Genomic DNA, 26,573 nt, shown 5'->3' on the forward strand with positions numbered 1-26,573 from the left:
CTCGTCGGTCAGGACGAGGGCCTCATCCGGGGTGGCCCTCGGCGAGCCGCTTGAGGTTGAGCAGCTGGCGTCGCGCCATCACCAGGTCGCCCGCCGAGACGGCGGGAGCGAGCCAGCGGTGCGAGCCCATGACGACCTTGAGCAGCAGCCTGGTCGTGCGCTCGTCGACCGGCACGACCACGTAGGACATCACCGCGCCCATGATCCGGCCGGTGTAGTGCACGCCCGGCTCGACCGCCAGCAGGCGGCCCGCCGGGCGGCCCGCGGTGCTGGTGAACCGGTCGCCGGGCGCGGGCGCCGGCGCGTCGAGCAGGTGCCGCGGCGAACGGCGCCCGAGGTTGTCGATCCAGTCGTAGGAGTACGGCGCCCAACGGACCTGGACGACCCAGTCCCACACCACGGCCGGGGCCGCGTGCACGGTCACCCCGCGCCAGGCCTGCAGGGTCGGCGCCGGCACGAACCCGTCGCACGGGTACTCACGGGCGACCTCGTCCTCGGTCACGCCCCACCGGTCGCCGATCACGGACCCGGCTCCGTCATCTCCAGGCGGACGCCGAGCAGGCGCACGGCCCGGTCGTGCCCGACCCGGTCCAGCAGCGAGACCGCCGCGTCGGCGAGCACCTCGGGGTCGTTGGTCGGCTCCGGCAGGGTGAGGCTGCGGGTCAGCGTGGTGAACGGCCGGAACCGCACCTTGATCCCCACCCGGGCCGCCGGCCGGCCCTCGCGGTCGATGTCGGCGACCACCCGCCGGGTCAGGCCGCGCACCTCGGCCGCGATCTGCGCCCAGTCCTCGAGGTCGACCTGGTAGGTCTCCTCCCGGCCGTGCGCCCGCGGCACCCACGGCGTGGCGTCGACGGGGCTGGAGTCCTCACCGCGCCCGAGCCGGTGGTACCACGGCCCCATCGTCGGGCCGAGCTCGGCCGCGAGGACCCGCGCGTCCGAGGCCGCGAGCTGGGCGACGGTGTCGATGCCGAGGGCCGCCAGCTTCTTCGCGGTCTTGCGGCCGATCCCCCACAACGCGTCGGTCGGCCGGTCCCCCATCACCTCGAACCAGGTGTCGGCCGTCAGCCGGGCCACGCCACGGGGCTTGCCGAAGTCGGTGGCGATCTTGGCGCGCAGCTTGTTGTCGCCGATCCCGACCGAGCAGTGCAGCCCGGTCGCCTCCAGGACCCGGGCCCGGATCAGGTCGGCCAGCTCCCGGGGATCGCCCTGCTCGGGGGACCCACCCCCCTCCCCCTCCCCGGCCGCCACGAACGCCTCGTCCCAGCCGAGCACCTCGACCACCAGCGGCGCGCCCCGCCAGGTCAGCGAGCGCAGCGTCTCCATGACCTCGTGGGAGGCGGCGTCGTACGCCGCGTGGTCGGCGGGCAGGAACACCGCGTCCGGGCACTTGCGCTTGGCCAGCCGCAGCGGCATCCCCGACCCGACCCCGTGCTCGCGGGCTTCGTACGACGCGGTCGCGACCACGCCCCGCTCGGTCGGGTCCCCACGACCGCCGACGACCACGGGCAGCCCGGCGAGCTCGGGCCGGCGCAGCACCTCGACCGCGGCGATGAACTGGTCGAGGTCCACGTGCAGCACCCACCGTCGAGCAGCCGGACGGCCGGCCCCGGTCCCGGTCATCGCGGTGGCGGGGGCAGGGCGTCGGTGGACTCGAGCTGGTCGAGCCCGGTGAGCATCAGCAGGTCGACGACCACGGAGCGGATCTGGGCCAGCACCACCTCGGCGGTCAGCTGGTCGGTGCGCTCGACCTGGCCGGTCGCGTTGCCGACCGCGAGCAGCGCCGGGCGCGCGCCGACCGCCATCTGGTCCGCGCTCAGCTCGGCCGCGACCACGTCGGCGGCGTCGGCGAGGTCGAGGGCGAGCAGCGAGTAGGAGCTGGGCACCGGGCGCCGGTGGTAGGCGGCCACCGCCGTCTGGCGCACCAGCACCCGGGTGCTGCGCAGCGCCCGGTCCAGCGGGTCGACCAGCTCCACCATCCGGCGCAGGTTGCCCTTGTGCCGGACCCGGAACGGCGAGGACGCCACCACCGAGAGCCCCTCGTCGGCGGCGTCCTGCAGCTCCCGGATCAGGTGGTCGGTCGAGCGTGCGTCGGCGAGCAGTGCGAGCGCGCGCTCGACCTCGCCGTCGACCATCACCTCCCCCGCTGCGCGCAGCAGCGCCGCGATCTTGCGCATCACCACGGCTGCCTGCTCCCGGGGACGGCGCAGCGGCGCGGCCGGAACCGCGGTGGCCGCGACCAGCGCCACGGCACCACCGACCAGCGCGTCGGTCCACCGGGTCAGCGCCGCCCCGGGGTCGGGGATCAGCGTGGCGACCACGATCGACTGGACGGCCGCCTGGGTGACGAACAGCTGGCCGCCGTCGAGCAGGAACGCCGTCGACATCGCCAGCGCGACGATCAACGACAGCTGCCAGAACCCCTGCCCCAGCCAGGCCACCAGCAGGTCGGCGAGGAAGACCCCGACGGCCACGCCGATGGTCACCTCGACCACCCGGCGCAGCCGCTGGCCGTAGGAGGTGCCGAGGCTGACCACCGCGGCGATCGGCGCGAAGAAGGGCGTGTCGTGGTGGAGCACGTCGGAGGCGACCAGCCACGCAGCGCCCGCCGCGAGGGAGCACTGCGCGATCTGCCAGCGCTTGGACTCCCACCGCCGGACCCGCGCCCGCAGGGAGGTGCGGCCACGACTCCACAAGCGGTCGAGTGGTCCGGCCTCCATGGCGCAGATCCTGCCACGCGGCGGCCCCGCGCGCGGTCGCCCTACTGCGCGTGGGCGTAGTCGAGCGCGCGCTTCAGCCGGCCCATGCCTCGGTACCAGACCCGCACGTGCGTCCGGCAGCGGACGACGGAGACGTGGTGGCGGTACTCCTCGCACTCGGCCCGCGCCTCGGAGAGGGTCGGCGGGTAGTCGGTGCTTCCGTCGTAGTGCTCGATGGTGAAGCCGTTGTCGGCGTCGCCGCTGACGTCGACGATCGTGCCCGGCCCGGGCGCGTCGCCGACGGCGGCCCAGGCGGCCCCTCCTCCGGTGACGAGGGCGGTGACGACGGCCCCGACGGCGATGAGGTTCTTCATGTGGTGCTCCTGCGGTCAGACGCCGGCGAGTTCCGGCGTACGCAGGACGCTAGGAGCGGGAAGGGACCGAGCCGGGTCGTCGCGGAGGGGCCTGGGGACGAGCGGTCCCGGCGACCCGCCTGTGGACGGCAGGTGGCCCGTCAGCGAGCGAGCTCGACCGTGATCGTCGTGTTCGTGCAGTCGGCGGCGAGGGAGGCCAGCGCGGCCTTCTCGCCCCGGTCGACGCTCAGCCGCCACCGGTGCTTGACCGCCACCCACTCGCGCACGTAGCGGCAGGTGCCGAAGTCCGGCATCCACTCGGCGGGGTCCTGGTCGCCCTTGGACTGGTTGACGCTGTCGGTGACCCCCACCAGGGTGCGACCGTCCCCGAGGTCGTTGGCGTAGGCCTGACGGATCTTCGTCCGCCAGCGCCGTGCCCCCGAGTCCCAGGCCTCGGCCAGCGGCACCATGTGGTCGATGTCGATGCGGCCGGTGTCGGTCCACGACACCCGGTCGTAGTAGGAGAACCAGCGGCCGCCGCTGAGCGAGCAGCCGGCACCGACGGTGACCGGGTCGTCGGCCTCCGCGATCAGCACCTCGTTGCGGGTGCTGCACCCGTCGCCGTCCGCGTCGACCCAGTGCGGGAACAGGTCGCGGTCGTAGCCGGTGCGCACCTCGGACGCCACGCGCAGGTCGGAGACGGCGCGCCGCAGCGGCGCGGAGTAGCTGTCCGCCGAGGCCGCGGCCGGTACGGCGAGCCCGCCGACGACCAGGCCCACCACCACCAGCAGGCGGCCCAACAGACGGCCCAGCAGGCCGAGGGGGGGATGAGGTCCGAGAGGTCCGTTCGCCATGTCCCGCATGGTACGGACCTGCGGGACGTCAGGGGCGTCACTGCGTACTGCCCTTGTGGCGACCGCCACCAGCGGCAAGGATCGGACGTCACGACCAGAAACGGGGTACGCGTGGTCTCACCGATCGATCCGACGTCGACAGCCTTCCTCCTCGCCGAGAACCGCAGCCAGCCCATGCACGTGGGAGGTCTCCAGCTCTTCGAGAAGCCGGAGGGGGCCGGCCGCGGCTACGTGCGCGAGATGTTCGAGCAGATGCGCGACGTCGAGGAGATCTCGCCCCTCTTCCTCAAGCACCCCAAGCGGTCGCTCCGGACGGCCGGCCAGCTGGTGTGGGAGAACGACGACCAGTTCGACATCGAGCACCACGTGCGGCACAGCGCCCTGCCGAAGCCCGGCCGGGTGCGCGAGCTGCTCGAGCTCTGCGGTCGCCTGCACGGCACCCGGCTGGCGTGGGAGCGACCGCTGTGGGAGGCGCACGTCATCGAGGGCCTGCGCGACGGCCGCGTGGCGATGTACACCAAGACCCACCACGCCCTCGTCGACGGCGTCTCGGCGATGCGGCTGATCCAGAGCGTGCTCACGACCGACCCCGAGAAGCGCGGCATGCCCGCGCCGTGGGGGGTGCGGCCGGGCCGAGCCGCGCGCGCCGAGGAGAGCTCGCAGGAACCGGCGCACCACGACCTGGCCCAGGTGCCGCTGGCGGCGTTCCGGACCGCGCTCGGCATCACCGCCGAGGCCGCCGGCCTGCCCGGCGCCCTGGTGCGGACCCTCAACAAGAGCGTCCGCAACGAGACCTCGTCGCTCTCCCTCTACGCCCCGCGCACGATGTTCAACACCAGCATCACCGGCTCCCGCCGCTTCGCCGCCCAGGACTGGCCGATCGAGCGGCTCCGCGCCATCGGCAGGGCCAGCGGCGCCACGCTGAACGACGTGGTGCTGGCGATGTGCGCCGGCGCCGTGCGCACCTACCTGCTCGAGCTCGGCGCCCTCCCGGAGGCCCCGCTCGTGGCGATGGTGCCGGTCGGGCTGAACGCCAAGCAGTCGCAGCTGGCCTCCGCCGAGGGCGGCAACGCCGTCGGCGCGGTGATGTGCAAGCTCGGCACCGACCTCGAGGACCCGGCCGACCGCCTCGCCGCCATCCACCTCTCGATGGTCGACGGCAAGCGGGCGCTCTCCAGCATGACGCCGATGCAGATCCTGGCGATGAGCGCCCTCGGGCAGGCGCCGGCGATCCTGCCGCCGCTGCTGAAGATGCAGGGCATCGTGCGGCCGCCGTACAACCTGATCATCAGCAACGTGCCGGGTCCCCGGACCACCCACTACTGGAACGGCGCGAAGCTGGTCGGGCAGTACCCCCTCTCGATCCCGATCAACGGCATGGCCCTCAACATCACCTGCACGTCGTACGACGGCAACATGGACTTCGGCCTGACCGGCTGTCGGCGCACCGTGCCGCACCTGCAGCGCTTGCTGACCCACCTCGACGACGAGGTGACGGCGCTGGAGAAGGCGGTCTGCCCCTGACGTCCACCGGTGAGCCGGGTCAGGGCAGGTACATCCGCTTGACGACCGCGTCGAAGGCCGCGTCGGGCAGCAGCCGGCGGGCACCCAGGATGGTGCCGGCGTTGCGGCCGACCGGGTAGCGGGCGCGCGGCCGGCGGACCGTGGCGGCCTTGACGATCTTCTTCGCCACGACCTCGGGCGGGCTCGACATCAGCCTGCTGGTGTCGGCGCGCTCGAGCACCCCCCGGACGTGGGCGGCCATCTCCTCGTAGGCGCCGCCGCTGCTCGTCGCGGTGAGGCTCTCGCGGGAGATCTCGTTCCACTCCGTGCGGATCGGGCCGGGCTCGACCAGCACGACGTCGATGCCGAACGGCGCCAGCTCGATCCGCAGGCTGTCGCTGAAGCCCTCGACCGCGAACTTCGTGGCGTGGTACCACGCGCCCAGCGGCTCGTAGAACTTCCCGCCGATCGAGGAGATGTTGATGATCCGCCCGCTCCCCTGCCGGCGCAGGTGCGGCGTCACCAGCTGGGTCAGCCGCGCGAGCCCGAACACGTTGACCTCGAACTGGCGGCGGGCCTCGTCGATCGGCACGTCCTCGACCGCGCCGTAGGAGCCGTACCCGGCGTTGTTCACGAGCACGTCGATCCGCCCGCGCTCGGCGACCACCCGCTCGACCCCGGCCACCATCGAGGCGTCGTCGGTGACGTCCATGGCGAACGTCGTGACGCCCTCGCGCTCCAGGGCGGCCATCCGGTCCACCCGCCGCGCCACGGCGTACACCTCGAAGCCGGCCCGGCCCAGCCGCACCGCGGTCCGCTCGCCGATGCCGCTGGATCCGCCGGTGACGAGGGCGACGCGCGCGCCGCCGGACTGCTGCTCAGGGGGTGGGGTCATGGCCGCCAGTGTGGCGGGTCCTCCTCGAGTCCACCACCGACCGTCTCGGCGACCGCGCGCAGCCGGGCGCGGGTGATGTCGGCGACCGTGAGCAGCCCGGCGTTGCGGGCGTTGGAGCCCTCCCGGGTCGGCTCGGCGGAGTTGATGCTGGTGCAGTGGCGGGTGCCGCCGTCCTCGGCGTTCTGCAGCGCGACCGCGTGGCCCGTGGTGCCGCTGCCGGCGAAGAAGTCGAGGACGCGCACGTCGTCGGGCATGGTCGCGAGGATCCGGCGGATCAGCCCGGTCGGCTTGGGCGACTCGAAGACGTGGCCGACGATCTCCTTCAGCTCGGCCACCGCGGTGTCGGTGGAGCCGATCTCCTCGGCCAGCCAGATCGTGCGCAGCTTCTTGCGCCGGCCGCCCGGGGCGTCGCTGTGCAGCCAGTCCTTCTGGAAGACGTCGACGCGGTCCCCGTGCTTGCCCTTGACGGTGCGGCAGACCAGGTCGTCGGGGCGCTGGTCGATCAGCGGGCGCGACCAGCGCCAGACCGCCGGCCGGCCGTCGCCGAAGACCGGGCCGATCTCCCGGGCGCCGTCGAACGGCGTGGTCGAGACCCGCCCGGTGACCGGGTCACCCCACACCGTGAAGTGCAGGGTGCGGGCGGTCTGCGGGTTGAACTTCTTGTTGGTGTTGCGCAGCGGCAGCCGGCGGTAGCGCCGGCCGGTCGGCTCGTCGGTGAGCGGGAAGTCCCGCTCGTCGACGGCGTCGCTGCTGCTGGCGTCGAGGACGCAGCGCCGCGGGTCCTTGGCGTACACGAGGAGGTACTCGTGGCTGGTGGCGAAGCCCTTGCCGAGCTGGCGCCCCTTGGCGTTCAGGTTCACCACGACCTGCGCCAGGAAGCCGGCCTCACCGAAGACCTCGTCCATCAGCAGCCGCAGGTGCGCCACCTCGTTGTCGTCGATGCTCACGAAGATCGCGCCCTCGTCGCGCAGCAGCGACCGGGCGGCCTCGAGCCGCGGTCGCATCATCGCCACCCAGGCCTGGTGCCGGGTGCTGCGTGCGTCGCCGTGCCGGAAGTCGTCGCGGTAGGCGAAGTCGTTGCCGGTGTTGTACGGCGGGTCGATGTAGACGAGGTCCACCGGCTCGTCCAGGCGGCCGAGCACCTCGAGGTTGTCCCCCTCGATGAAGGTGTTCCACGGCTGCCCCACGAGCCGCACCCTAGTGCGACGGTGCCCGCGTGGCTCGGTCTGGACCACGGTTCGCATGACGTCTCGACGGGAAGGTCGTTGGAACACGCACCACCATCGCGAACGGGGACCCCATGAAGTCGCGCATCGCCCTCGCCCTCGGCGCCGTGCTCGCCGCCGCCACCCTGACCGCGCTCCCGGCCGCCACGGCCGCGGCCGGCGCGGCCCCGACGAGCCGGGTGAGGGTCGCCGACGACTGCCTGACCAGCGTGCCCGACCCAGGCAGCACCACGAAGGTCCGGATCTGCTTCACGCTCTTCCGCCCCGCCGGCGCGACGAGGCGGCACCCGGTCCCGATGATCATGCACAGCCACGGCTGGGGCGGCTCGCGCACGACCGACCCCGCGGCGTTCCGGCGCTTCCTCGACGCGGGGTACGCCGTCCTCTCCTTCGACCAGCGCGGGTTCGGCGAGAGCGGCGGCCACGCGTACGTCGAGAACCCCGGCGTCGAGGGCCACGACGTGCGCAGGCTGGTCCGGCTGGTGAGCCGGTTCGGCTGGGTGCAGCAGGACGGCCCGGGCGACCCCCGCCTGGGGGCGATCGGCGGCAGCTACGGCGGCGGCTACCAGCTCCTCGGCGCCTTCGAGGAGCTGCGCCTGAAGGGCAGGCCGGTGTTCGACGCGCTCGCCCCCGAGATCACGTGGTACGACCTCAGCCAGAGCCTCGCGCCCGAGGACGTCGTCCGCACCGCCTGGGCCACCGCCCTCTCGGCGGCCTCCACCGCCTCCGACGCGCTCCCGCCGAACGTGTACGCCGCGCTCGTCGAGGGTGCCGCGACCGGCACCTGGCCGGACGGCTCGGTGCCTGGTGAGGAGGACATGGTGGCCTTCTTCGAGAAGAACGGCCCGAAGTGGCACGTCGACCACGGCCGCCGCCTCGACATCCCGGTCCTGTTCGGCCAGGGCACCACCGACTCGTTGTTCCCGCTGCAGCAGGGGCTGGCCAGCTGGCGGCACACGATCACGAAGCGGGCCCGACGGCACAGCATCTTCGTCGCCTACAACGGCGGCCACGTGCTTCCGGCGGTCACCCCGCCGGGCATCGACGTCACGTCCGACCCGTGCAGCCGGAGGCTGGCGGGCGGCAGCTTCGAGCGGCTCTCGGTCCGCTTCTTCGACGAGCAGCTCAAGGGCCGCGAGACCGGGCTGCGCGGCTACGGCCGCTACCACCTGGCCACGCCGACCAGCACCTGCACGACGGTGAGCTCCGTCAAGGCGGACACGGCGTACGACGTCGGCACCGTCGCCACCCCCGAGACCGGGGGCGTGCCGCTGTCGTACAGGATCGTCGACGGCCCGGTCCGGGTGGCCGGGACGCCGTACCTCTCCGGTGACCTGACCGCCCTCGGCGTGGGCAACCGCGCGTTCTACGGCCTCGCGGTCGGCACGTCCGCGGCCGACGCCCACCTGGTCCAGAACAACGTGCTGCCGCTCGACGAGCCCGCGCCGGTGACCGGCGAGCGGCGCCGGATCGCGCTGCCGTCGGTGGCCGTCGACGTGCCCGCCGGCCAGTCGCTGTTCATCCTCGCCAGCCCCGTCAGCGACACCTTCGTGGGCATGGGCAGTCGTACGCCGGGTGCCGTGGTGCTCGACGACACGGTCGTCCACCTCCCCGTGGTGGCGCGCTGACCGGCTCGACCCGACCGGGCTCAGAGCACGTCAGAGTCCACGGCCACCAGCGCCACCGTGGTCACCGCGACCAGGCACTCGGGCAGCGGCTTGCGCACCTTCATCGCGGTGACGGCCAGGCCGTCCCCCATCCGGTGCACGGTCACCCCCGGCGGCACGTCGCAGCCCACCGCGACGACGGCGCCGAGCACGGTCTGGTCGTCAGGCACGTCGGCCTTCGCGATCGCCTGCTCGATGCGGTTCCCGACGGCGTCGGTCCGGAACTGCCGGGCGAACGCCCCCACGGCCGCCTCGTCGTCGAGCACCGTGGGCCGCTGGCTGGCCCGGCCGCCGGCACCGGACTGGCTGATCAGCGCGACCTGGGTGAAGTCCACGGTGCCGTTGCCGATCGGGCTGCCCGACTCCGAGGGGCTCTCGCTCGCCGAGGGCGAGCCGTCGTCGGTGGCCGTGCCCGACCCGTCGTCGCCGCAGCCGGCGAGCAGGCCCGAGGCCAGCACCAGGGACAGGAGCAGGGGTCCGAGAGTTCGTCGCATGACAGTGGGACGCTACCGGGCCGTCGTGGGTTCCCCGGCCCGCCCACCGGCGGACGGGCGTGGCAGCATGCGGGCGTGCCCCGCTTCACCCGCGCCGAGCTCGAGTCGTTCCGCGACACCGAGGTGCCCGACCTGCTCGGCCCCGACGTGCGGCTGCTGTTCGTGGGGATCAACCCCGGGCTGTGGACCGCCGCGACCCAAACCCACTTCGCGCACCCGGTGAACCGCTTCTACCCCGCCCTGCTGCGCGCCGGAGTCCTCGAGCACCCGGTCGACCCCTTGGCGGGGATGACCGACGCCGACCGGGGCAGCCTGCGCGCCCGCGGCATCGGCATCACCAACCTCGTGCACCGGGCCACGGCCCGTGCCGACGAGCTGAGCCGGGAGGAGCTGCGCGAGGGCGGCCGGCGGCTCGAGGAGCTGGTCCGCCGGGTCGCCCCGCGCGTCGTCGCGGTCGCCGGCATCACGGCGTACCGCCACGCCTTCGGGCACCCGAAGGCCACCCTCGGCCGCCAGCCCGAGCCGTTCGCGGGCGCCGAGCTCTGGGTCGTCCCGAACCCGAGCGGCCTCAACGCGCACGAGACCGTCGACAGCCTCGCCGCGGCGTACGCCGGACCCGCGCGCGCCGCAGGCCTTCTCTGACGGATAGTCCGGCACGTTCTCGCCACGTCCGCGGGCAGAACGTGCCGGACTATCCCCTGGAACGCCTCAGTCCCCGAACACCTGGTCCTTGCCGAGCACCGTCAGGCCGTCCTCGAGCACGAAACCGCGGGCCCGGTCCGCGTCGGGGTCGACACCGATCTTGGCGCCGGGTGCGACCACGACGTTCTTGTCGAGGATCGCGTTGCGCACCACCGCGCCCGCGCCGACCCGGACGCCGTTCATCAGCACCGAGTCGCTCACCTCCGCACCCGAGCCGACGAAGGCCGCCGGGGAGAGCACCGACCGGCTCACCGAGCCGCCGCTGACGACCGCCCCGGGCGAGAGCAGCGACTCCAGCGTCCGCGAGGCGATCCCGTCCTCGCCGGGCGTGATCTTGACCGGCGGCTGCGGGCCGTAGGAGGTGTAGATCGGCCAGTCGAAGTTGTAGAGGTTGAACACCGGCAGCGGGGAGACCAGGTCCATGTGCGCGGCGTAGTAGGACCCGATCGTCCCCACGTCGCGCCAGTAGCCGCGGTCGCGCTCGGTCGCGCCCGGGACGTCGTTGTCCTTGAAGTCGTAGACGCCCGCCTGGTTGCGCCGGACGAAGGCGGGGACGATGTCGCCGCCCATGTCGTGCTTCGAGCCGGTCATCGTGGCGTCCCGGGTCACCGCCTCGACCAGGGCGTCGGCGTCGAACACGTAGTTGCCCATCGACGCCAGCACCTCGCCCGGGCTGTCGGGCAGCCCCACCGGGTCGGTGGGCTTCTCGAGGAACTCCCGGATCCGGGACGGGTCGTCGGGCTGCACGTCGATGACGCCGAACTGGTCGGCCATCTCGATGGGTTGGCGGATCGCCGCGACCGTGCACGCCGCGCCGCTCGACACGTGCTGGTCGACCATCTGCGAGAAGTCCATCCGGTAGACGTGGTCGGCGCCCACCACCACGATGATGTCCGGCCGCTCGTCGCGGACCAGGTTCAGCGACTGGTAGATCGCGTCGGCGCTGCCGAGGTACCAGTGCTTGCCGAGCCGCTGCTGGGCCGGCACCGGGGTGACGTAGTTGCCGAGCATCGTCGACATCCGCCAGGTCTGGGTGACGTGGCGGTCCAGGCTGTGCGACTTGTACTGGGTCAGCACGACCACCTGCAGGTAGCCGGAGTTCACGACGTTGGACAGGGCGAAGTCGATGAGTCGGTAGATGCCGCCGAACGGGACGGCCGGTTTGGCCCGGTCCGCCGTCAACGGCATCAGCCGCTTCCCCTCCCCGCCGGCGAGGACGATGGCCAGGACCTTCTTGCGGCTGCTCGGGCTCATGGCTGCACGCTAGCCCTGTCGGGCCATCCACGGGCAGGGGTAGTTTCACGGCATGCGCGTCGACGTCCTCAGCAAGGAGTACCCACCCGAGATCTACGGCGGGGCGGGGGTCCACGTCGCCGAGCTCGTGCGGGCGCTGCGCGCGCTGCCCGACCTCGACACCCGCGTCCACGCGTTCGGTGCGCCGCGCGACGAGCCCGGCACCACGTCGTACGCCGACCACGCCGAGCTCGCGAGCGCCAACGGCGCGCTGAAGACCCTCGGCGTCGACCTCTCGATCGCCGACGGCTGCGCCGGCACCGACCTGGTCCACTCCCACACGTGGTACGCCAACTTCGCCGGCCACCTCTCCTCGCTGCTCTACGACGTGCCGCACGTCGTCAGCGCTCACTCCCTCGAGCCGCTGCGGCCGTGGAAGGCCGAGCAGCTCGGGGGCGGGTACGCCGTCTCGTCGTGGGTGGAGAAGACGTCGTACGAAGCCGCGGCGGCCGTGATCGCGGTGTCGTCGGCGATGCGCGACGACGTGCTCGCCTCCTACCCCTCGATCGACCCGGCCCGTGTCCACGTGGTCCACAACGGCATCGACACCGACGACTGGCGGCCGGTCGCGAACCCCGACCGGGTCCGCGAGCTCGGCGTCGACCCCGACCGCCCCTCGGTGGTCTTCGTGGGCCGGATCACCCGGCAGAAGGGCCTGCCGCTGTTCCTGCGCGCGGTCGCGCAGCTGCCGCCCGAGGTGCAGATCGTGCTGTGCGCGGGCGCGCCCGACACCCCGGAGATCGAGGCACAGGTCGTCGGTCTCGTGGACGGGCTCGCCGCGACCCGCGGCGGGGTGGTGTGGATCCGCGAGATGCTGCCGCGCCGCGACGTCGTCGCGCTGCTCACAGCGGCCACGGCGTTCGCCTGCCCCTCGATCTACGAGCCCCTCGGCATCGTCAACCTCGAAGCGATGGCCTGCGAGACGGCGGTCGTGGCGACCGCGACCGGCGGCATCCCGGAGGTGGTGGTCGACGGGGGGACCGGCCGGCTGGTGCCGATCGAGCAGGCGGGTGACGGCACCGGCACCCCGCTCGACCCCGAGCAGTACGTCGCCGACTTCGCCGCGGCCCTGAACGAGGTCGTCGGCGACCCGGAGCGCGCGGCGGAGATGGGTCGGGCCGGGCGGCAGCGCGCGATCGACGCGTTCAGCTGGGGTGCCATCGCCGAGCGGACCGTGGAGGTCTACCGGTCGGTGCTCTGACCCGGCCGGCCCCTGTGGATGACCGGTCGCGCCGACCGGCGCCCCGGGTGAGGCTGGACCGCATGACCGAGAAGACGCCGTTCACGCCCACCATCCGCACCCAGGCCGACCTCGAGGCCGCCTGGCGACACCTCATGGAGCCGCTCGGCTTCGACGGGCACAGCCTGTGGGTGATGTTCATCCAGGCCGACCACACGCCGCTGCCGCACCTGACCCAGGTGGAGGAGACCGTCGACCCGCCGGACGCGGAGCAGCAGGCGTCGCTCGTGGAGTTCCTCGGGTTCTTCCGCGGCGAGATGCGCGGCGGGGAGCGGGTCGCCTTCCTGCGCTCCCGTCCCGGACGCGGCGGCCCGGGCCCCGACGACCTCGCCTGGGCCCGCAGCCTGTACGCCGCCTGCCGCAGCGCCGGGGTGGAGACCGACGTCGTCCACCTCGCCACCGACGACCAGCTGGTGCCGCTGCCGATGGACGACGTGCTGGCTCAGCCCGCCTGAGCCGCCTCCGCGCCCCGCGGCAGGGTCCGCACCGACCTCGACGACGCCACGGCCACGGACACGCCCACGCCGATCACCGTCATGCCGACCAGCGTGGCGTGCAGGCCGTACGCCGCGCTGGCCAGGCCCGCGAGCAGGTTGCCGAGCGGGATCACGCCGGCCGTGGAGAGGTAGTCGTAGCTCGACACCCGGGACAGCGACCGTTCGGGCACGTGCTCGCCCAGCGAGGTCTCCCAGAGCGTGAACGCACCCGTCACGCAGATGCCCGCCAGCAGCTCGAGCGCACCGATGCCCCAGGCGCCCAGCCCGCTGCCGATGAAGGCGGCCTGGCAGGAGGCCCCGACGAGCATCAGGCTGGCGACGCGCAGCGCGAACCGCGGGCGCCAGCGCAGGAAGAGCAGGTCGCCCAGCACGCAGCCGACCCCGAAGCACGCCGTGACCACCGCCCAGGAGCGGGCGCCGTCCAGCTCGCGGTCCATGAGCACCGGCCCGATCACGAAGATCGAGGGCAGCACCACCGCGTGGTAGACGCTCATCCCGGCCAGGAACGCGACGACCCAGCGCCGGCGGCGCACCTCCCCCCAGCCCTCGCGGAGGCTGGTCCAGAAGTGGTCGGTGGTGGCGGCCGGGTCCTCCTCGTGCATGGCCCGCTCCACCACCCGCGGTCGCAGCGGCACCAGCAGCGCGACCGACACCACGAACGTCGAGGCGTCGAACAGCAACGCACCACCCGGCCCTCCGGCGTACGCGATCAGCAGCCCGGCGACCACCGGTCCGACGACGTTGGCCACCGAGAACGACAGCCCGCGCAGCGCGTTGGCGGGCTGCAGGTTGGCCGGGCTCACCGTGGAGGGCAGCAGCCCGGTGAACGCGGGGGCGAAGAACGCGTCGGCGCCGCCGTACACCGCGGCCAGCACGACGAGCGCCGTCACCGACGCCCCTCCCCCGAGCAGCAGCGCCGCCGCCACCAGCTGGCAGGCCATCCGGACCAGGTCGGAGGCGACCAGGATGCGCTTGCGGTCCAGCCGGTCGGCCCAGACTCCCGCGGGCAGCGCGAGGACGACGAAGGGGACGAACTGCGCCGCGGAGACCAGCGCCACGTCCGCGACCCCGCCACCGGTGGCCAGCACCGCGAACGGCAGCGCGATCGAGGTGACCCGGTCGCCGAGGATCGAGAGCACCTGGCTGCCGAAGAGCAGCCGGTACTGCGGCTCGTCGCGCAGGACGGCCGGCACCCGCAGTCGCCCCGCGTCCGGTCCCTTGATCAGCATCGGCACAGGATGCATCACGCAGGCGTGGACGTCATACGCCCCGGTCGCGCGGGCGACCGGGGCGTACGACGTTGCCGGGTCAGATCACCAGGTTGAGGAGCAGGACGAACACCAGGCCGCTGACCGAGAGCACCGTCTCCATCGCCGACCAGGTCTTGATGGTCTGCGGGACGTCCATCCGGAAGTACTCCTTGACCAGCCAGAACCCGGCGTCGTTGACGTGGGAGAAGAACACCGAGCCGGCACCGATGGCCAGCACGACGAGCGAGACCTCGGCGGACGGCAGCCCGGCCACGAGCGGCACGACCAGCGTGGACGCCGTGATGGTGGCGATGGTCGCCGAGCCCGTGGCGAGGCGGATCAGGACCGCCAGGACCCAGGCGAGCAGCAGCACCGAACCGTTGGCGTCGCGGGCCCAGTCACCGAGCAGGGTGCCCACGCCCGTGTCGACGAGGACCTGCTTGAACCCGCCGCCCGCGGCGACGATGAGGATGATGCCGGCGATGGGCGGCAGCGACTCGCCGAGCGTGACGGAGATGCGGTTGCGGTCCATGCCCGAGCCGCGACCGAGGGTGAACATGGCGACGACGAGGCCGATCAGCAGCGCGAAGAACGGCTCGCCGACGAGGTCGAGGACGCGCCGGGCCGGGGCCGTCGGGTCGTCGGCCAGCACGTCGGCCAGCGCCTTGCCCAGCATCAGCACGACCGGGAGCAGGACGCTGAACAGCGTGACCCGGAAGGTCGGGCGGCGCAGCGTGGTGGTGGCGCCGGGGCCGTCGGAGACCTGCTGGGCGGCGGTGTCGTACGTCGCCGGCGCGGGGATGTCGACCCAGCGACCCGCGAACCGGCCGAAGACCGGGCCCGACACGATCACGGTCGGGACGGCCACGAGCACGCCGAGGCCCAGCGTCAGGCCCAGGTTGGCGCCCAGGTTGCCGACGGCGATGACCGGGCCGGGGTGCGGGGGCACGAACCCGTGCATCGCCGAGAGGCCGGCGAGCGCGGGGATGCCGACCGTGATCAGGGAGACCTGTGCCCGCCGGGCGACCAGGTAGATCACCGGCATCAGCATGACCAGGCCGATCTCGAAGAACATCGGCAGGCCGATGATGCCGCCGACCAGGGCCATCGCCCACGGCAGGGTGCGCGGGGTCGCCCGGCTGACGATGGTGTCGACGATCTGGTCGGCGCCGCCGGAGTCGGCCAGCAGCTTGGCGAACATGGCACCCAGCGCGATCAGGGTCCCGACGCCGGCCGCGGTCGTCCCGAAACCGGCGAGGAAGGACGGCAGCACGCCGGTCTTGGCCTCGTTGGCCAGGATGTTCTGCCCGGCGACGGCGCCCACGGTGAGGGCACCGAAGGTCAGGGCCAGGAACGGGTGCACCTTGACGACGGTGATGAGCACGACGATCAGCGCGATGCCGAGCAGGGTGGCCAGGATCAGCTGGGTCCCGCCGGCCACCGGCTCGATCAGGCTGGTGCCGGCGAGCGGCAGCAGGGCGGTCAGGGTGGACATCAGTTCTCCTTCACGGGGGTGGACGCGGCGGCGTGCCGGTCGACGTACTGCTGGACGATGCGGTCGACGCTCTGGTCGACGTCGATCACGACGCCGCGCTCGTCCGGTCCGAGGGGCTCGAGGGTCGCGAACTGCGAGGTGAGCAGCGAGGCGGGCATGAAGTGGCCCGGCCGGCTGGCCTGGCGGCGCGCGATCACCTCGCGGCTGCCCTGCAGGTGCAGGAACTCCAGGCTCGCGACGTGGTCACGGAGCTGGTCGCGGTACTTCCGCTTCAGCGCCGAGCAGCTCACCACACCGCCCTCGGGGTGGCCGGCGAGCCAGTCGCCGATCGTCTCGAGCCAGGGGTGCCGGTCGTCGTCGTCGAGCGGCTCACCGCGGGTCATCTTGGCGATGTTGGCGGCGGGGTGCAGGTCGTCGGCGTCCACGAAGGGCACGCCGAGGCGCTGGGCGAGTGCGGCTCCGACCGTGGACTTGCCCGATCCGGAGACACCCATGACGACGAGGAGCGGCGGGTGCTGCATGCGGCGTACTCCCTGGCTCGTGCCCGACGCGTTCGCACCGGGCGGGGTTGTGCTGGTCGTCACATGGTGACCCGATTAGTCATACTTTTGCAACCCCTAGAAGGAAATTGCCCGTTCATTACGCAACGAGAGCCAGGGTGACATGATGTTTGCCGTGACCACGATCCCGCCCCCCGGCCAGCACGCGAGCGTCCTGAGCGCCCTGGGTGGCCGGATCGCGTCGGGCCGGCTCGAGGTGGGGCAGGTGCTCACGCTCGACGGCATCTGCAGCGAGTACGCCGTCTCGCGCAGCGTGGCCCGCGAGGCCATCCGGGTGCTGGAGTCGATGGGGCTGGTGGCCTCGCGACGCCGGGTCGGCATCACCATCCAGCCCCGACACCGGTGGAACGTCTTCGACCCGCGGGTGATCCGGTGGCGCCTCGACGAGGGCGACCGGACCGAGCAGCTGCTCTCGCTCTCGGAGCTGCGGCGCGGGATCGAGCCGGTCGCGGCGGCCCTGGCCGCCCAGCGCGCGGACGGCCACCAGTGCCGGATCCTGGCCGCGGCGGTGTCGGACATGGTCGTGCACGGTCGCGACGGCGACCTCGACGCCTACCTGCTCGCCGACACGATCTTCCACCGCACCCTGCTCGAGGCGAGCGGCAACGAGATGCTGCGGGCCCTCGACGGCGTCGTCGAGGAGGTGCTCAGCGGCCGCACCCACCACGGCATGATGCCGGCGCGCCCCAACCCCGAGGCCATCGCGCTGCACGACGAGGTGGCCCGCGCGGTCCGTCTCGGTGACAGCGCCACGGCGGAGACCGCGATGCGCAAGATCATCGAGGAGGCCGCGACCGCGCTGCGCGAGGAGCAGACCTGACTCGTGCCGGTCAGAGGGCGGCGCGGAGGTACTGGTCCGGCCAGTCGATCCCCCGCCCGACCTCGACCCCGAGCTCGTGCGCCGCGCGCAGCGCCCAGTGCGGGTCGCGCAGCAGCGCGCGGGCGAGCAGCACGACGTCGGCAGAGCCGTCCGCGACGATCTCCTCGGCCTGCTTGGGCTCGGTGATCAGCCCCACGGCGCCGGTGGGCACCCGCGCCTCGGTGCGGACGCGACGGGCGAAGGGCACCTGGTAGCCGGGCTCGACCGGGATCTCCGCGAGGGCGTTCCCGCCGGAGGAGACGTCGACGAGGTCGACGCCCGCCTCCCGCAGCAGGACACCGAGCCGGACCGAGTCGTCGGCCGTCCAGCCACCCTCGACCCAGTCGGTCGCCGAGATCCGGACCACGACGGGGACCGCCTCGCCGGCCCGGTGGCGCACCTCGGCAACGACGTCGAGCAGCAGGCGCACCCGGTTGTCGAAGGAGCCGCCGTACTGGTCCTGGCGCTGGTTGGACAGCGGCGAGAGGAACTCGTGCAGCAGGTAACCGTGCGCGGCGTGGATCTCGAGCACGTCGAAGCCCGCGGCGAGGGCACGCTCTGCGGCGTCACCGAACGCCACGGCCACGCCGGGCAGCTCGTCGAGCCCGAGCGGCCGCGGGTCACGCAGGCCGGGGAAGGCCGAGGCCGAGGGGCCGACCGGCTGCCAGCCACCGTCCTCGTCGCCCACGGATCCGCGCCCCTCCCACGGCGCCTTCGTGGACGCCTTGCGGCCCGCGTGCGCCAGCTGGATGCCCGCCGTCGCACCCTGCGAGTGCACGAACTCCACGATCCGCGCCCACGCCTGCTGCTGCTGGTCGTTCCAGATCCCCGTGTCCGCCGGCGAGATGCGCCCCTCCGGGACGACGGCGGTGGCCTCGGTGAGCACCAGCCCGGCACCGCCGCGCGCGAACGAGCCGAGGTGCACGAGGTGCCAGTCGTCCGGGACACCGTCGACGGCGGAGTACTGGCACATCGGCGAGACCCACACCCGGTTCCGGACGGTGACCTCGCGCAGGGTGATCGGGCTGAACAGCTGGCTCATACGACGCCCAACCGCGGCACCGCCGCCGATGTTCCTGACGCCCGGGTCAGGCGCACCGCACGCAGGTGCGGGCGGTGGGCCGGACCTCCAGCCGCTCCGGCGCGATCGGCTCGCCGCACACCTCGCAGACGCCGTACGCGCCCGTCGCGAGGCGGGTGCGCGCCGCCTCGACCTCGGCCAGGTGCGCCTCCGCCTGGCGGATCAGCGCGTCGACCTGCGAGCGCTCGAACGCGATCGTGGCGCCCTCCGGGTCGTGCTCGTCGTCGGCGTTGGAGTCCAGCGAGGCGTCCACCACCCCGCGGAAGTCGCGGCGCAGGCGGGCCAGGCGGTCGGCCGTCCGGTCCCGCTCCTCCCGGAGGAGACGGACGGCGAGCAGCCGATCGGGGTCGGCGAGGGGGTCGGTCACCGGTTGCGGCGCCAGATCGAGGCGTTCAGCGCGGTCGCGAACCCGGTCCACGCGACGTACGGCGCGAGCGCGGCCGCCGCGGTCCGGTCCCGTCGGGCGGCCTCCCGCAGCAGCGCCAGGTTCAGCCCGTTCAGCACCGCGATGGTCGCCAGCCCGGCCCGGGGCGACTCACGGTCGAAGAAGGCCCAGCACCAGCCGGCGTTGACGGCCAGGTCGGCGCCGGTGAGCGCGACCACCCGGGCCCGGTCCTCGGGTGCGGCGCGCTCGACGAGCCGGCCGGTCCCCCACGCGATCAGGCCGTAGAGCGGGGTCCACACCAGCGGGAACGCGACGCCCGGCGGCTGCCAGGACGGCTTGTCCAGCGACCTGTACCACGCGCTGTCGGGCGTGGTGCCGCGGCTGCCGATCGCCGCGGCGGCTGCGGTCATGGTGGCGGTGAGGACGTGAGCGCGCATGCCCCCACTCTCGCCGACCGCACCAAGCCCGGTGGCGTGCCTACTGCAGGGGCGCGAAGGACTGCGTGGGCGACTGCCCGGCGAGGTTGCCCCCGCCCGCCGGCACGGTGACGAAGTAGCGGAAGCCGCCGGTCTCGCCCCGGGGCACGGTGACCCGGTAGGCGCCGTCGGCGTCGGTGGTGTCGGTGCCCATCCGCACGGGACCGTGGGGGCCGACCTGCCAGAGCGTGACGCGGGTGCCCGGACGGGCCGGCGTGGTCGTGCCGACGATCGCGAGCTGTCCGCCGGCCTTGGCGGCGGCGACGTCGGGGGTGGCGGTGACGACGGGCGCGACGTCGACGGTGAAGACGGGCGACACGCTGCCCTCGGCCGACGAGGAGCCACCGAACCGCCAGCGGTAGACGGTGTGCGTGGTCGGGCTGACCGTCGCGCTGGTGCCGCCGCCCGACACCTCGAGGGCGGCCCCGTCGACCGGCTTGAAGCCCTGCTCGCCGAACGACTGCGCCTCGAGCACCAGCAGGCCCTGGGCGAGCGGGCCGATCATGTCGCTGGACACGTGGCCGTTGATCGTCAGGGCGTCGCCCGCGGAGATCCGCATCGCGGAGCCGCTGATGCCGGTCGCGGTGGTGTAGCCCTCGATGTCGTAGGTGGTGACGTCGCCGGCGCGGCCGGTGCGCAGCGCGTCGACCTTGAACGGCCGGCCGTCGCAGCCGAGGCCGAGGGCGTAGAAGCCGGCACCGTCACCGCCGTGCGCCGCCATGAAGGCCCTGACCGTGCTGCTGGTCGGTGCGCCGGAGTCGACGGGCTGGCGGCTGGCGAGGTCGTACTTGGTCCAGCGGTAGGTCAGGGCCGGCGCGTCCAGCCGGCGCCACGGGCCGGCAGCGACGGAGAGGGGGGCCCGACCGACCCAGACCAGGGTCGTGCCGGCGTCCTCGGGCGACTGGTAGCCGGCGTACGCCACGCCGCTGGTCCCCTGCGGGGCCAGGACCGAGAGGCCGGCCACGGTGGTGGCGGCCATCGAGGAGACCCGGTGCTGGGAGCCGACGGCGGTGCCGCCGTCGAGGTCGAACTTCAGGCTGCGGCTTCCGGCCGGGCCGCCGGGGCTGGGCGAGAGGTACGTCGTCGGCGAGCCGCCGCCGATGCCGAAGAGGTCGGCGCAGCCGACGATCGCGAGATTGGTCATGCTGTCGGCCGAGAACCCGAGCCCCCGCACGACCACGGTGCTGTCGGCACGCGCAGCGGAGAACGGCACGAGGGCAGCGACGACCGCCCCCACGATGATGACCAGTGCCCGGCGCAAGGCCGCCTCCCGTTGACTATGCCGCTGACGTTGCGGGCCGTGCCTCGACCCTACGTGGTCGGCCTGGTATCCGTCTGCCCAAATCTGGGGCTTCCCCACCACTGGTCACCGGGCCGTCAGGTCGCCGTCACCGAGGAGGGTCTGGTTGACGAAAGCGGACGCCAGCCGCTCGAACCGCCCGCCCCTGCGCAGCATGGCGTGCCGGGCGCCGGGCACCTCGACGTACTCGACCTCGGCGGTGCCGGCCAGGTTGCGGGCCACCGTCGCCGAGCGCCCGGGGTCGGCGACCCGGTCCTCGGTGCCGTGCACGACCAGCACCCGACGGCCGGTCAGGTCGGCGTGGTCGCTCGGGTAGACCCACGGGTTGAGCGCGACCACGCTGCGGACCCCCCTCTCGGCCCCGCCCAGCAGCGCGGCCCGGCCTCCGAGGGAGTGGCCGACCAGCGCCACCGGCAGGTCACCGTGCCGGTCGCGCACCCGGCCCAGCGCCCAGGCGAGGTCGTCGAGCGGGGTGTGCGTGGCGTCCCAGCCGCGGTAGGAGTTCAGCAGCCGGAGGACGACGAGCCGCCCCCGACCGCCGCGGGCGATGCGTCGCGCCACCGGCACCATCCGCACCACGGAGAGCTGCGTGGGACTGACGGCTGGCCGGCCCGGCCTGCTGGCGCCGCCGTGCAGCACGACGACGACGCCCTCGGGCCGACGGGGGACCCGGGTCGCGAGCAGGCGGGGCTGGGCGTGCACGCCGCCAGTGTGCCCTTCCCGCACAACGTCCCTGCCCCAGCGGGACCTTCTCCCCTGCGTCGGCCTCCGGGCCGGGGCAACGCTGGAGGTCAGGACCGGCCCCGTCAGTCCGGTTGCCGAGAGGAGAGAACCCACCATGTCCACTGTTGCTGTACGCGCCTCGAACCGGCTGGCCGACATGCTCGACTGGCTCGAGTCCGGAGTCGGTCTCTCGCCGCGGGAGGGCGGCCACTTCATCCGGGTCGAGAGCTTCGTGGACAACGGCCACGGCACGATCCGGGCCGAGATCCCCGGGGTGGACCCGACCAAGGACATCGAGCTCACCGTCCACGACGACGTGCTCACCATCCGTGGCGAGCGTCGCGAGGAGGAGCGCGACAAGGAGCACAGCGAGTTCCGGTACGGCGCGTTCGCGCGCAGCGTGCGCCTGCCGCAGGGCACCGACCCGTCGGCCGTGACCGCGACGTACCGCGACGGGATCCTCGAGGTCGGGTTCCCGACCGTCTCGACGTCGACGGGGCCGACCCCGATCCCGGTCCAGCGCCCGGAGTCCTGAGCCGGGTCCGCGCGCAGGACCACCGAGGGCGCGCTGAGAGGGAGGGACCATGAGCTCGCACGGCTACCCCGTCCGGGTGGATGCGACGCTGGACGCCGACCTGAGCCGCTGGTTGTGGCTGGTCAAGTGGCTGCTGGCGATCCCGCACTACCTGGTCCTGGCGCTGCTGTGGGTCGCGTTCGTGGTGCTCAGCGTGGTGGCGTGGGTGGCGATCCTGGTCACGGGTCGCTACCCACGCGCCGTCTTCGACTTCAACGTGGGGGTGCTGCGCTGGAGCTGGCGGGTCGCCTACTACGCGTACGGCGGGCTGGGCACCGACCGCTACCCGCCGTTCACCCTCGAGGACCGGCCCGACTACCCGGCCCACCTCGAGATCGAGTACCCCGCCCAGCTCTCGCGGGGCCTGGCCCTGGTCAAGTGGTGGCTGCTCGCGATCCCGCACTACGTGGTGGTGGCGTTCTTCGTCGGCACCGGCGTGTACGTCGCGACCAGCGGCGAGGCCGACGCCTCCCAGGGCTGGAGCGGTGGCCTGATCGGGCTCCTCGTGCTCGTGGCCGCGGTCGTGCTGCTCTTCACCGGACGCTACCCGCGCGGGATCTTCGACCTCGTGCTCGGGCTCAACCGCTGGGTGCTGCGGGTCGCGGCGTACGCCGCCCTGATGACCGACGACTACCCGCCGTTCCGGCTAGACCTGGGAGGCACCGACCCGGGAACCGGCCTGCTCACGGTGGGCGGCGGCCCGCCGCCGGCCACCGGACCACCCCCGCAGGGCCCGCCCTCCCCCGTCCCACCGGCCGCCGCACCGTTCGGCGCCGGCCCCGTGGAGGGCCCGGTGGAGGGACCCGTGCAAGGACCCGCGCAGGGACCCGGCGTCCCGCCCGCGCGGCCCCCGTCGCGCTGGGGCGCCGGGCGGATCATCGCGGTGATCGTCGGCGCGGTCCTCGCGTTCTCCTCCCTGGGCCTGCTGGCCGGTGGTGGCGTGCTGCGGCTCGCCGACGACGCCGTCCGCGACGGCCAGGGCTACCTGATGAGCTCGGACGTCGTGTTCGCCTCGCCCGGGTACGCCGCGACCAGCCCCGAGGTGGAGCTGCGCAACGGCACCCCGGCCGCCGACCTGCCCGAGCGCTGGCTCGGCACCGTCAAGGTCGAGGCGGACGCGCGGACCGACAACGGCGTCTTCGTCGGGATCGCCCGCACCAGCGACGTCGAGGCCTACCTCGCCGGCGTGGCGCGCTCGACGGTGAACGACCCGCTGGGCGGCGACCGCACACCGGACACCGACTTCGTCGACGGCGGCTCCCCGCGCGGCGCCCCGCAGGACCAGGACTTCTGGGTGGCCTCGGCCAGCGGCCAGGGACAGCAGACGATCACCTGGCCGGCGGACGAGGGCAGCTGGACGCTCGTGGTGATGAACGGCGAGGGCACCACGCCGGTGGCCGCCGACGTCTCGGTGGGTGCCACCATCCCGATCCTCGACAACATCGCCGTGGGGCTGCTGGTCGCGGGCATCGTCCTCGGCGCGATCGCCACGGTCCTGCTGGTCGCCGCCCTCAGGCGGCCGCGCTCCGGAACGTGAACATCTCCCCCGGAGCGACGGTGTAGGACAGGTCGATCCGGCCGGTGATCCTGATGGCGACCGTCCGGGTGGCGCCGGTGGCGTTCTGACCGAACACGCCGATGCTGCCGTCGCGGTTGCGGAAGGCGGCCGCCGACAGGCCCGGGGTCGCGCTCGAGGCGATGACGCGGGCGCCGGGCGACGCGGCCCGGGACAGGTGCGCGAGGGTGTAGAGCTCCGGCTCCGGCCGCACCTGGTCGCCGTCGACGGTGACCAGGCCGCGGCAGTCCTTGCAGCCCCACTGCGACCCGGCGTCCACCGGTCCGTGGTCGGCGTCCAGCGCGAGGCTCCACATCATCAGCCCCGACGAGCCCGCGGAGACGGCGTCCGCGACGAGGGTGCGCGCGTCCCAGCCGAAGGTGCCCGACCAGCCGTCGGTGGTGCCCGTGCACTCGCTGACCAGGCTCGGGACCGGGAGACCTGCCATCTGGTCGGGGGTGCCGCCGTAGCAGTGGAACGCGACGCCGTCGAACGCGCCCGGAGCCGCGCCCAGCACGGTGTCCGCGCGAGGCCGGTCCGCCCAGTTGTGGTCCAGGGCCCACAGGTGCACGCCACCTGCCCCGAGCCGGGGGCCGGCCGCCTCGCCGAGCCGCGTCATCTGCTCGTCGGTCATGGTCATCGTGGCGTAGTCGGTGGAGTAGCCGGGCTCGTTGCCCAGCGTCATCGCCCAGAGGGGTACGCCGCGGTGCGCCAGCCACTGCGCCTGCGACACCAGCATCCGCGCGTAGTCGGGGACGGCCCGGTCGAGGAGCGCCCCGCCGCGCAGCGACCCGCTGGTCTTCATCGCGGCCGGCGCGCTCCAGGGCGTGGCCACCACCCGCAGGTCGGGCGCCAGGCCTGCCAGGGACCGCGTCACCATCCGCACCGCGCGTCGCGCCGGCCTGGGCGGCGTGGCCTGCGAGCCGTCCCAGTCCCATGCCCAGGTCCGGGGCGAGAGGTCCGTGGCGGTCAGCGGCAGGCGGAGCAGGTTCAGCCGGGCGCCGTCCGGGCGGTGGGCGGCGAACAGCAGCCGGGCAGCGGCGGGGTGCCGCGCCAGCAGCTGCCGGGACGCGTCGGTGAGTGCGGCGCCGGTCCCCCACCAGCGCTGGCGTCGGTCACCGGGGTCGACGTCGATCTCCGCGGTCGCCGGGCCGGGACCGGCGACCGGGTCGGTCCGGGTCAACCGGCGCGACGGGTCGGTCGGGGACGTCACCCACAGCCGCGCGCCGGCGCCGGGGTCGACCGCGGGAGCCGGGAGCGCGGTGGCGTCGCCGCCCGGCTCCGGTGCGCCCTCGTCCGGGGTCGCGCAGCCAGCCACCAGGGTCAGGACGGTGGCGAGGAGGAGTGCCGGCAGGGCCAGGGGGGCGACGCCCGGGCGGGCGGGACGGCGGCGCGCGGACGGGGTCAGCTGGGGCATGGGGGTTCCGGGGACGGGTCCGAGGAAGGTGCTCCGGTCCCCTCCAGTGTGGCCGGAGCGCCACGGCGCGGCCAAACCCCGGGACGGGGGCCGACGCGCGAGGGGATCCCCAGCATGGGGGATGCCGGTCACGCCGCGTCGCGGGATCGTTGGACACGTCGACCGGCGCCCGTGACGTCGCTGCCACGGACCCGGTCGGCGCAGCCAGGCCGCTGATTCCAGTCCAGCGGTCCTGAGGGCCCGGCACCGGGGAGGGTGACGGGCCCTCGTTCTGTCCTGACGTCTAGGCGCGACCGGTCAGCTGCGCAGCCGGTCCGGCGACGGACGCTCCACGCCGGCCTGCGTGCCGCCCATCTCGAAGATCATCCGGCGCAGCTCGCGGATGATCTCGTCCGCCTCGTCGATCATGGAGTTGAGGGTGCCGGCGAGCTCGGGACGCTGGGACGCGAGCGCGCTGAGCCGCAGCCCGAGCCCGAAGAGCCGCTGGATGGTGGTGTCGTGCAGGTCCGCGGCCACCCGCTGCCGTTCGGTCTGCACGCTCAGCTCGTGCTGGGCTGCGACCAGCTCGGTGGACCGGTCGACCACGCTCACCCGCATCGTCTCGGCGGCCTCGGCGATCTGCCGGACCTCCTCGGGTCCCTCGGCGTCGATGTGCCGCTCGTAGTCCCCGGCCGAGACGACACCGAGCTGCTCGATGAGCTCGCGCAACGGCCGGGTCAGCGCGAACCGGAGCAGACCCATCGTCGCCACCAGCGCGAACACGGCGAGCACGACGGCGACCACCATGGCGGCGTCCACCCGGTCCTGGGCGGTCGCGACCTGCTCGACCTCGTCGTCCACCAGCCCGTCCACGTCGGCGCGGAGCGCCTCCAGCCGGTCACGCAGGCTGTCGAAGAGCTCCTTCTCCTGGCGCTGGTGGGCCACCTTGTCGTGGCCTCCGGTCCCGTTCTCGCGGACCTCCACGATCTCGGCCGCGACGTGGCGCTGCCAGGTCTGCCCGGCCGCCGAGACGTCGGCGAGGAGCCGCAGCGCCTCCGGGTCGCCCCGGAGCAGGACGGCCAGCCGGTCCTCGAGCTCCGCCGACTTGCGTGCCCCGGACCGGTAGGGATCGAGGAACGCCCCGTCCGCGGTGAGGACGAAGCCGCGCTGGCCGCTCTCCTGGTCGACGTACGCCGTGAGCAGCTGCTGCGTCGCACCTTGCGCGGGGCGCAGGCGCTCGGTCAGCTCGGTCGTCGAGTCCTGGACCAGCTGCCGGGTCACCAGGGTCGACACCGCGCCGGTGCCCACGGCCAGCAGCGCGAGGATCGCCGCCGCGGTCAACCAGAAGCGCAGCGATCGGACCGGGTGGAAAGCCGGGGACGATGCAGGCAGGTCGGGGTCCTCGCGCGTCACGCCCACCCCTTTCCGGCCCCTCCTCGGCCCAACTCCTACCGAGGCGGCCCGGGCAGAGCCGGGTCTGCCCAGCAGACACCGTA

The 26,573-nt window shown here is 73.6% G+C and carries 27 protein-coding genes; 8 read left to right on the forward strand and 19 right to left on the reverse strand.

Features of this window, described 5'->3' with window-relative positions:
- Nucleotides 1-22: 22 nt before the first annotated feature.
- The 5 genes from ACFO9I_RS03530 to ACFO9I_RS03550 form a co-directional block, all read right to left on the reverse strand.
- A complete protein-coding gene (locus ACFO9I_RS03530; RefSeq protein ID WP_379177847.1) occupies nt 23-523 on the reverse strand; it encodes a hypothetical protein in 501 nt (166 codons plus the stop codon).
- The gene (locus ACFO9I_RS03535) at nt 520-1,623 is read right to left on the reverse strand and encodes a DNA polymerase IV (RefSeq protein WP_379177849.1); all 1,104 of its coding nucleotides are present in this window, start codon (nt 1,621-1,623) and stop codon (nt 520-522) included. Before ACFO9I_RS03535 ends, ACFO9I_RS03530 begins: the two co-directional genes overlap by 4 nt.
- The gene (locus ACFO9I_RS03540) at nt 1,620-2,720 is read right to left on the reverse strand and encodes an FUSC family protein (protein WP_379177851.1); all 1,101 of its coding nucleotides are present in this window, start codon (nt 2,718-2,720) and stop codon (nt 1,620-1,622) included. The genes ACFO9I_RS03535 and ACFO9I_RS03540 overlap by 4 nt, the downstream gene beginning before the upstream one ends.
- A gap of 41 nt (nt 2,721-2,761) precedes the next feature.
- A complete protein-coding gene (locus tag ACFO9I_RS03545) occupies nt 2,762-3,073 on the reverse strand; it encodes a hypothetical protein (RefSeq protein ID WP_379177853.1) in 312 nt (103 codons plus the stop codon).
- Between the two features lie 140 nt (nt 3,074-3,213).
- Entirely contained in the window at nt 3,214-3,906 is a 693-nt protein-coding gene (locus ACFO9I_RS03550) for an HNH endonuclease family protein (RefSeq protein ID WP_379177855.1), read from the reverse strand.
- A 111-nt stretch (nt 3,907-4,017) separates the two neighbouring features.
- On the opposite strand from ACFO9I_RS03550, the gene ACFO9I_RS03555 reads away from it, so the two are divergent.
- A complete protein-coding gene (locus tag ACFO9I_RS03555) occupies nt 4,018-5,430 on the forward strand; it encodes a WS/DGAT/MGAT family O-acyltransferase (RefSeq protein ID WP_379177857.1) in 1,413 nt (470 codons plus the stop codon).
- A gap of 19 nt (nt 5,431-5,449) precedes the next feature.
- Here ACFO9I_RS03555 and ACFO9I_RS03560 read toward each other — a convergent pair whose 3' ends face one another.
- Complete coding sequence (locus tag ACFO9I_RS03560) at nt 5,450-6,304, reverse strand: oxidoreductase (RefSeq protein WP_379177859.1); 855 nt, start codon at nt 6,302-6,304, stop codon at nt 5,450-5,452.
- Nucleotides 6,301-7,491 (reverse strand): site-specific DNA-methyltransferase, encoded by a 1,191-nt coding sequence (locus ACFO9I_RS03565; protein ID WP_379177861.1) that lies wholly within the window; start codon nt 7,489-7,491, stop codon nt 6,301-6,303. The genes ACFO9I_RS03560 and ACFO9I_RS03565 overlap by 4 nt, the downstream gene beginning before the upstream one ends.
- Before the next feature lie 113 nt (nt 7,492-7,604).
- Here ACFO9I_RS03565 and ACFO9I_RS03570 point away from each other — a divergent pair, with 113 nt between their 5' ends.
- The gene (locus ACFO9I_RS03570) at nt 7,605-9,158 is read left to right on the forward strand and encodes an alpha/beta fold hydrolase (protein ID WP_379177863.1); all 1,554 of its coding nucleotides are present in this window, start codon (nt 7,605-7,607) and stop codon (nt 9,156-9,158) included.
- A gap of 20 nt (nt 9,159-9,178) precedes the next feature.
- Here ACFO9I_RS03570 and ACFO9I_RS03575 read toward each other — a convergent pair whose 3' ends face one another.
- Nucleotides 9,179-9,691 (reverse strand): hypothetical protein, encoded by a 513-nt coding sequence (locus tag ACFO9I_RS03575; protein ID WP_379177864.1) that lies wholly within the window; start codon nt 9,689-9,691, stop codon nt 9,179-9,181.
- A 75-nt stretch (nt 9,692-9,766) separates the two neighbouring features.
- Here ACFO9I_RS03575 and ACFO9I_RS03580 point away from each other — a divergent pair, with 75 nt between their 5' ends.
- A complete protein-coding gene (locus ACFO9I_RS03580) occupies nt 9,767-10,333 on the forward strand; it encodes a mismatch-specific DNA-glycosylase (protein WP_379177866.1) in 567 nt (188 codons plus the stop codon).
- 66 nt (nt 10,334-10,399) lie between these two features.
- On the opposite strand, the gene glgC is transcribed toward ACFO9I_RS03580, so the two are convergent.
- Nucleotides 10,400-11,647, reverse strand: coding sequence for a glucose-1-phosphate adenylyltransferase (glgC, locus tag ACFO9I_RS03585; RefSeq protein ID WP_379177868.1), 1,248 nt, complete (start codon nt 11,645-11,647; stop codon nt 10,400-10,402).
- A gap of 52 nt (nt 11,648-11,699) precedes the next feature.
- Between glgC and glgA the strand changes: the two genes are divergently transcribed.
- Both glgA and ACFO9I_RS03595 read left to right on the forward strand, forming a co-directional pair.
- The gene (glgA, locus tag ACFO9I_RS03590; RefSeq protein ID WP_379177870.1) at nt 11,700-12,887 is read left to right on the forward strand and encodes a glycogen synthase; all 1,188 of its coding nucleotides are present in this window, start codon (nt 11,700-11,702) and stop codon (nt 12,885-12,887) included.
- A 62-nt stretch (nt 12,888-12,949) separates the two neighbouring features.
- Nucleotides 12,950-13,381: a hypothetical protein gene (locus tag ACFO9I_RS03595; RefSeq protein ID WP_379177872.1), complete on the forward strand. Its 432-nt coding sequence runs from the start codon at nt 12,950-12,952 to the stop codon at nt 13,379-13,381.
- Here ACFO9I_RS03595 and ACFO9I_RS03600 read toward each other — a convergent pair.
- From ACFO9I_RS03600 to ACFO9I_RS03610, 3 genes are all read right to left on the reverse strand, one after another.
- The gene (locus tag ACFO9I_RS03600) at nt 13,369-14,652 is read right to left on the reverse strand and encodes an MFS transporter (protein ID WP_379177874.1); all 1,284 of its coding nucleotides are present in this window, start codon (nt 14,650-14,652) and stop codon (nt 13,369-13,371) included. The two genes, ACFO9I_RS03595 and ACFO9I_RS03600, sit on opposite strands and share 13 nt — an antisense overlap.
- 79 nt (nt 14,653-14,731) lie before the next feature.
- Nucleotides 14,732-16,168, reverse strand: a complete 1,437-nt coding sequence (locus ACFO9I_RS03605; protein WP_379177876.1) for a GntP family permease — start codon at nt 16,166-16,168, stop codon at nt 14,732-14,734.
- Nucleotides 16,168-16,689 carry a gluconokinase gene (locus ACFO9I_RS03610; protein WP_379177878.1) on the reverse strand — a complete coding sequence of 174 codons (522 nt, stop codon included), beginning with the start codon at nt 16,687-16,689 and terminating at the stop codon, nt 16,168-16,170. Before ACFO9I_RS03610 ends, ACFO9I_RS03605 begins: the two co-directional genes overlap by 1 nt.
- A gap of 145 nt (nt 16,690-16,834) precedes the next feature.
- Here ACFO9I_RS03610 and ACFO9I_RS03615 point away from each other — a divergent pair, with 145 nt between their 5' ends.
- On the forward strand, nt 16,835-17,548 hold the full coding sequence (locus ACFO9I_RS03615; RefSeq protein ID WP_379177880.1) for a FadR/GntR family transcriptional regulator: 714 nt from the start codon (nt 16,835-16,837) through the stop codon (nt 17,546-17,548).
- Nucleotides 17,549-17,558: 10 nt separating this feature from the next.
- On the opposite strand, the gene ACFO9I_RS03620 is transcribed toward ACFO9I_RS03615, so the two are convergent.
- The 5 genes from ACFO9I_RS03620 to ACFO9I_RS03640 all read right to left on the reverse strand — a co-directional run bounded on the left by ACFO9I_RS03620 (nt 17,559) and on the right by ACFO9I_RS03640 (nt 21,531).
- The gene (locus ACFO9I_RS03620; protein WP_379177882.1) at nt 17,559-18,629 is read right to left on the reverse strand and encodes an NADH:flavin oxidoreductase/NADH oxidase; all 1,071 of its coding nucleotides are present in this window, start codon (nt 18,627-18,629) and stop codon (nt 17,559-17,561) included.
- A gap of 46 nt (nt 18,630-18,675) precedes the next feature.
- Nucleotides 18,676-19,035, reverse strand: coding sequence for a TraR/DksA family transcriptional regulator (locus ACFO9I_RS03625; RefSeq protein WP_379177884.1), 360 nt, complete (start codon nt 19,033-19,035; stop codon nt 18,676-18,678).
- Nucleotides 19,032-19,490, reverse strand: coding sequence for a TspO/MBR family protein (locus ACFO9I_RS03630; protein WP_379177886.1), 459 nt, complete (start codon nt 19,488-19,490; stop codon nt 19,032-19,034). Before ACFO9I_RS03630 ends, ACFO9I_RS03625 begins: the two co-directional genes overlap by 4 nt.
- 40 nt (nt 19,491-19,530) lie before the next feature.
- On the reverse strand, nt 19,531-20,790 hold the full coding sequence (locus ACFO9I_RS03635) for a hypothetical protein (RefSeq protein ID WP_379177888.1): 1,260 nt from the start codon (nt 20,788-20,790) through the stop codon (nt 19,531-19,533).
- 105 nt (nt 20,791-20,895) lie between these two features.
- Nucleotides 20,896-21,531, reverse strand: a complete 636-nt coding sequence (locus tag ACFO9I_RS03640) for an alpha/beta hydrolase (protein WP_379177890.1) — start codon at nt 21,529-21,531, stop codon at nt 20,896-20,898.
- Between the two features lie 136 nt (nt 21,532-21,667).
- On the opposite strand from ACFO9I_RS03640, the gene ACFO9I_RS03645 reads away from it, so the two are divergent.
- Both ACFO9I_RS03645 and ACFO9I_RS03650 read left to right on the forward strand, forming a co-directional pair.
- The gene (locus ACFO9I_RS03645; protein WP_379177892.1) at nt 21,668-22,087 is read left to right on the forward strand and encodes an Hsp20/alpha crystallin family protein; all 420 of its coding nucleotides are present in this window, start codon (nt 21,668-21,670) and stop codon (nt 22,085-22,087) included.
- Between the two features lie 49 nt (nt 22,088-22,136).
- The gene (locus ACFO9I_RS03650; RefSeq protein WP_379177894.1) at nt 22,137-23,663 is read left to right on the forward strand and encodes a DUF4389 domain-containing protein; all 1,527 of its coding nucleotides are present in this window, start codon (nt 22,137-22,139) and stop codon (nt 23,661-23,663) included.
- Here the strand turns inward: ACFO9I_RS03650 and ACFO9I_RS03655 are convergent.
- Nucleotides 23,638-25,098: a glycoside hydrolase family 30 protein gene (locus tag ACFO9I_RS03655; RefSeq protein ID WP_379177896.1), complete on the reverse strand. Its 1,461-nt coding sequence runs from the start codon at nt 25,096-25,098 to the stop codon at nt 23,638-23,640. The two genes, ACFO9I_RS03650 and ACFO9I_RS03655, sit on opposite strands and share 26 nt — an antisense overlap.
- Before the next feature lie 297 nt (nt 25,099-25,395).
- The gene (locus ACFO9I_RS03660; protein ID WP_379177898.1) at nt 25,396-26,490 is read right to left on the reverse strand and encodes a CHASE3 domain-containing protein; all 1,095 of its coding nucleotides are present in this window, start codon (nt 26,488-26,490) and stop codon (nt 25,396-25,398) included.
- Nucleotides 26,491-26,573 lie beyond the last annotated feature (83 nt).

Source organism: Nocardioides sp. GCM10023255, assembly GCF_042653125.1.
Taxonomy (GTDB): domain Bacteria; phylum Actinomycetota; class Actinomycetes; order Propionibacteriales; family Nocardioidaceae; genus Nocardioides.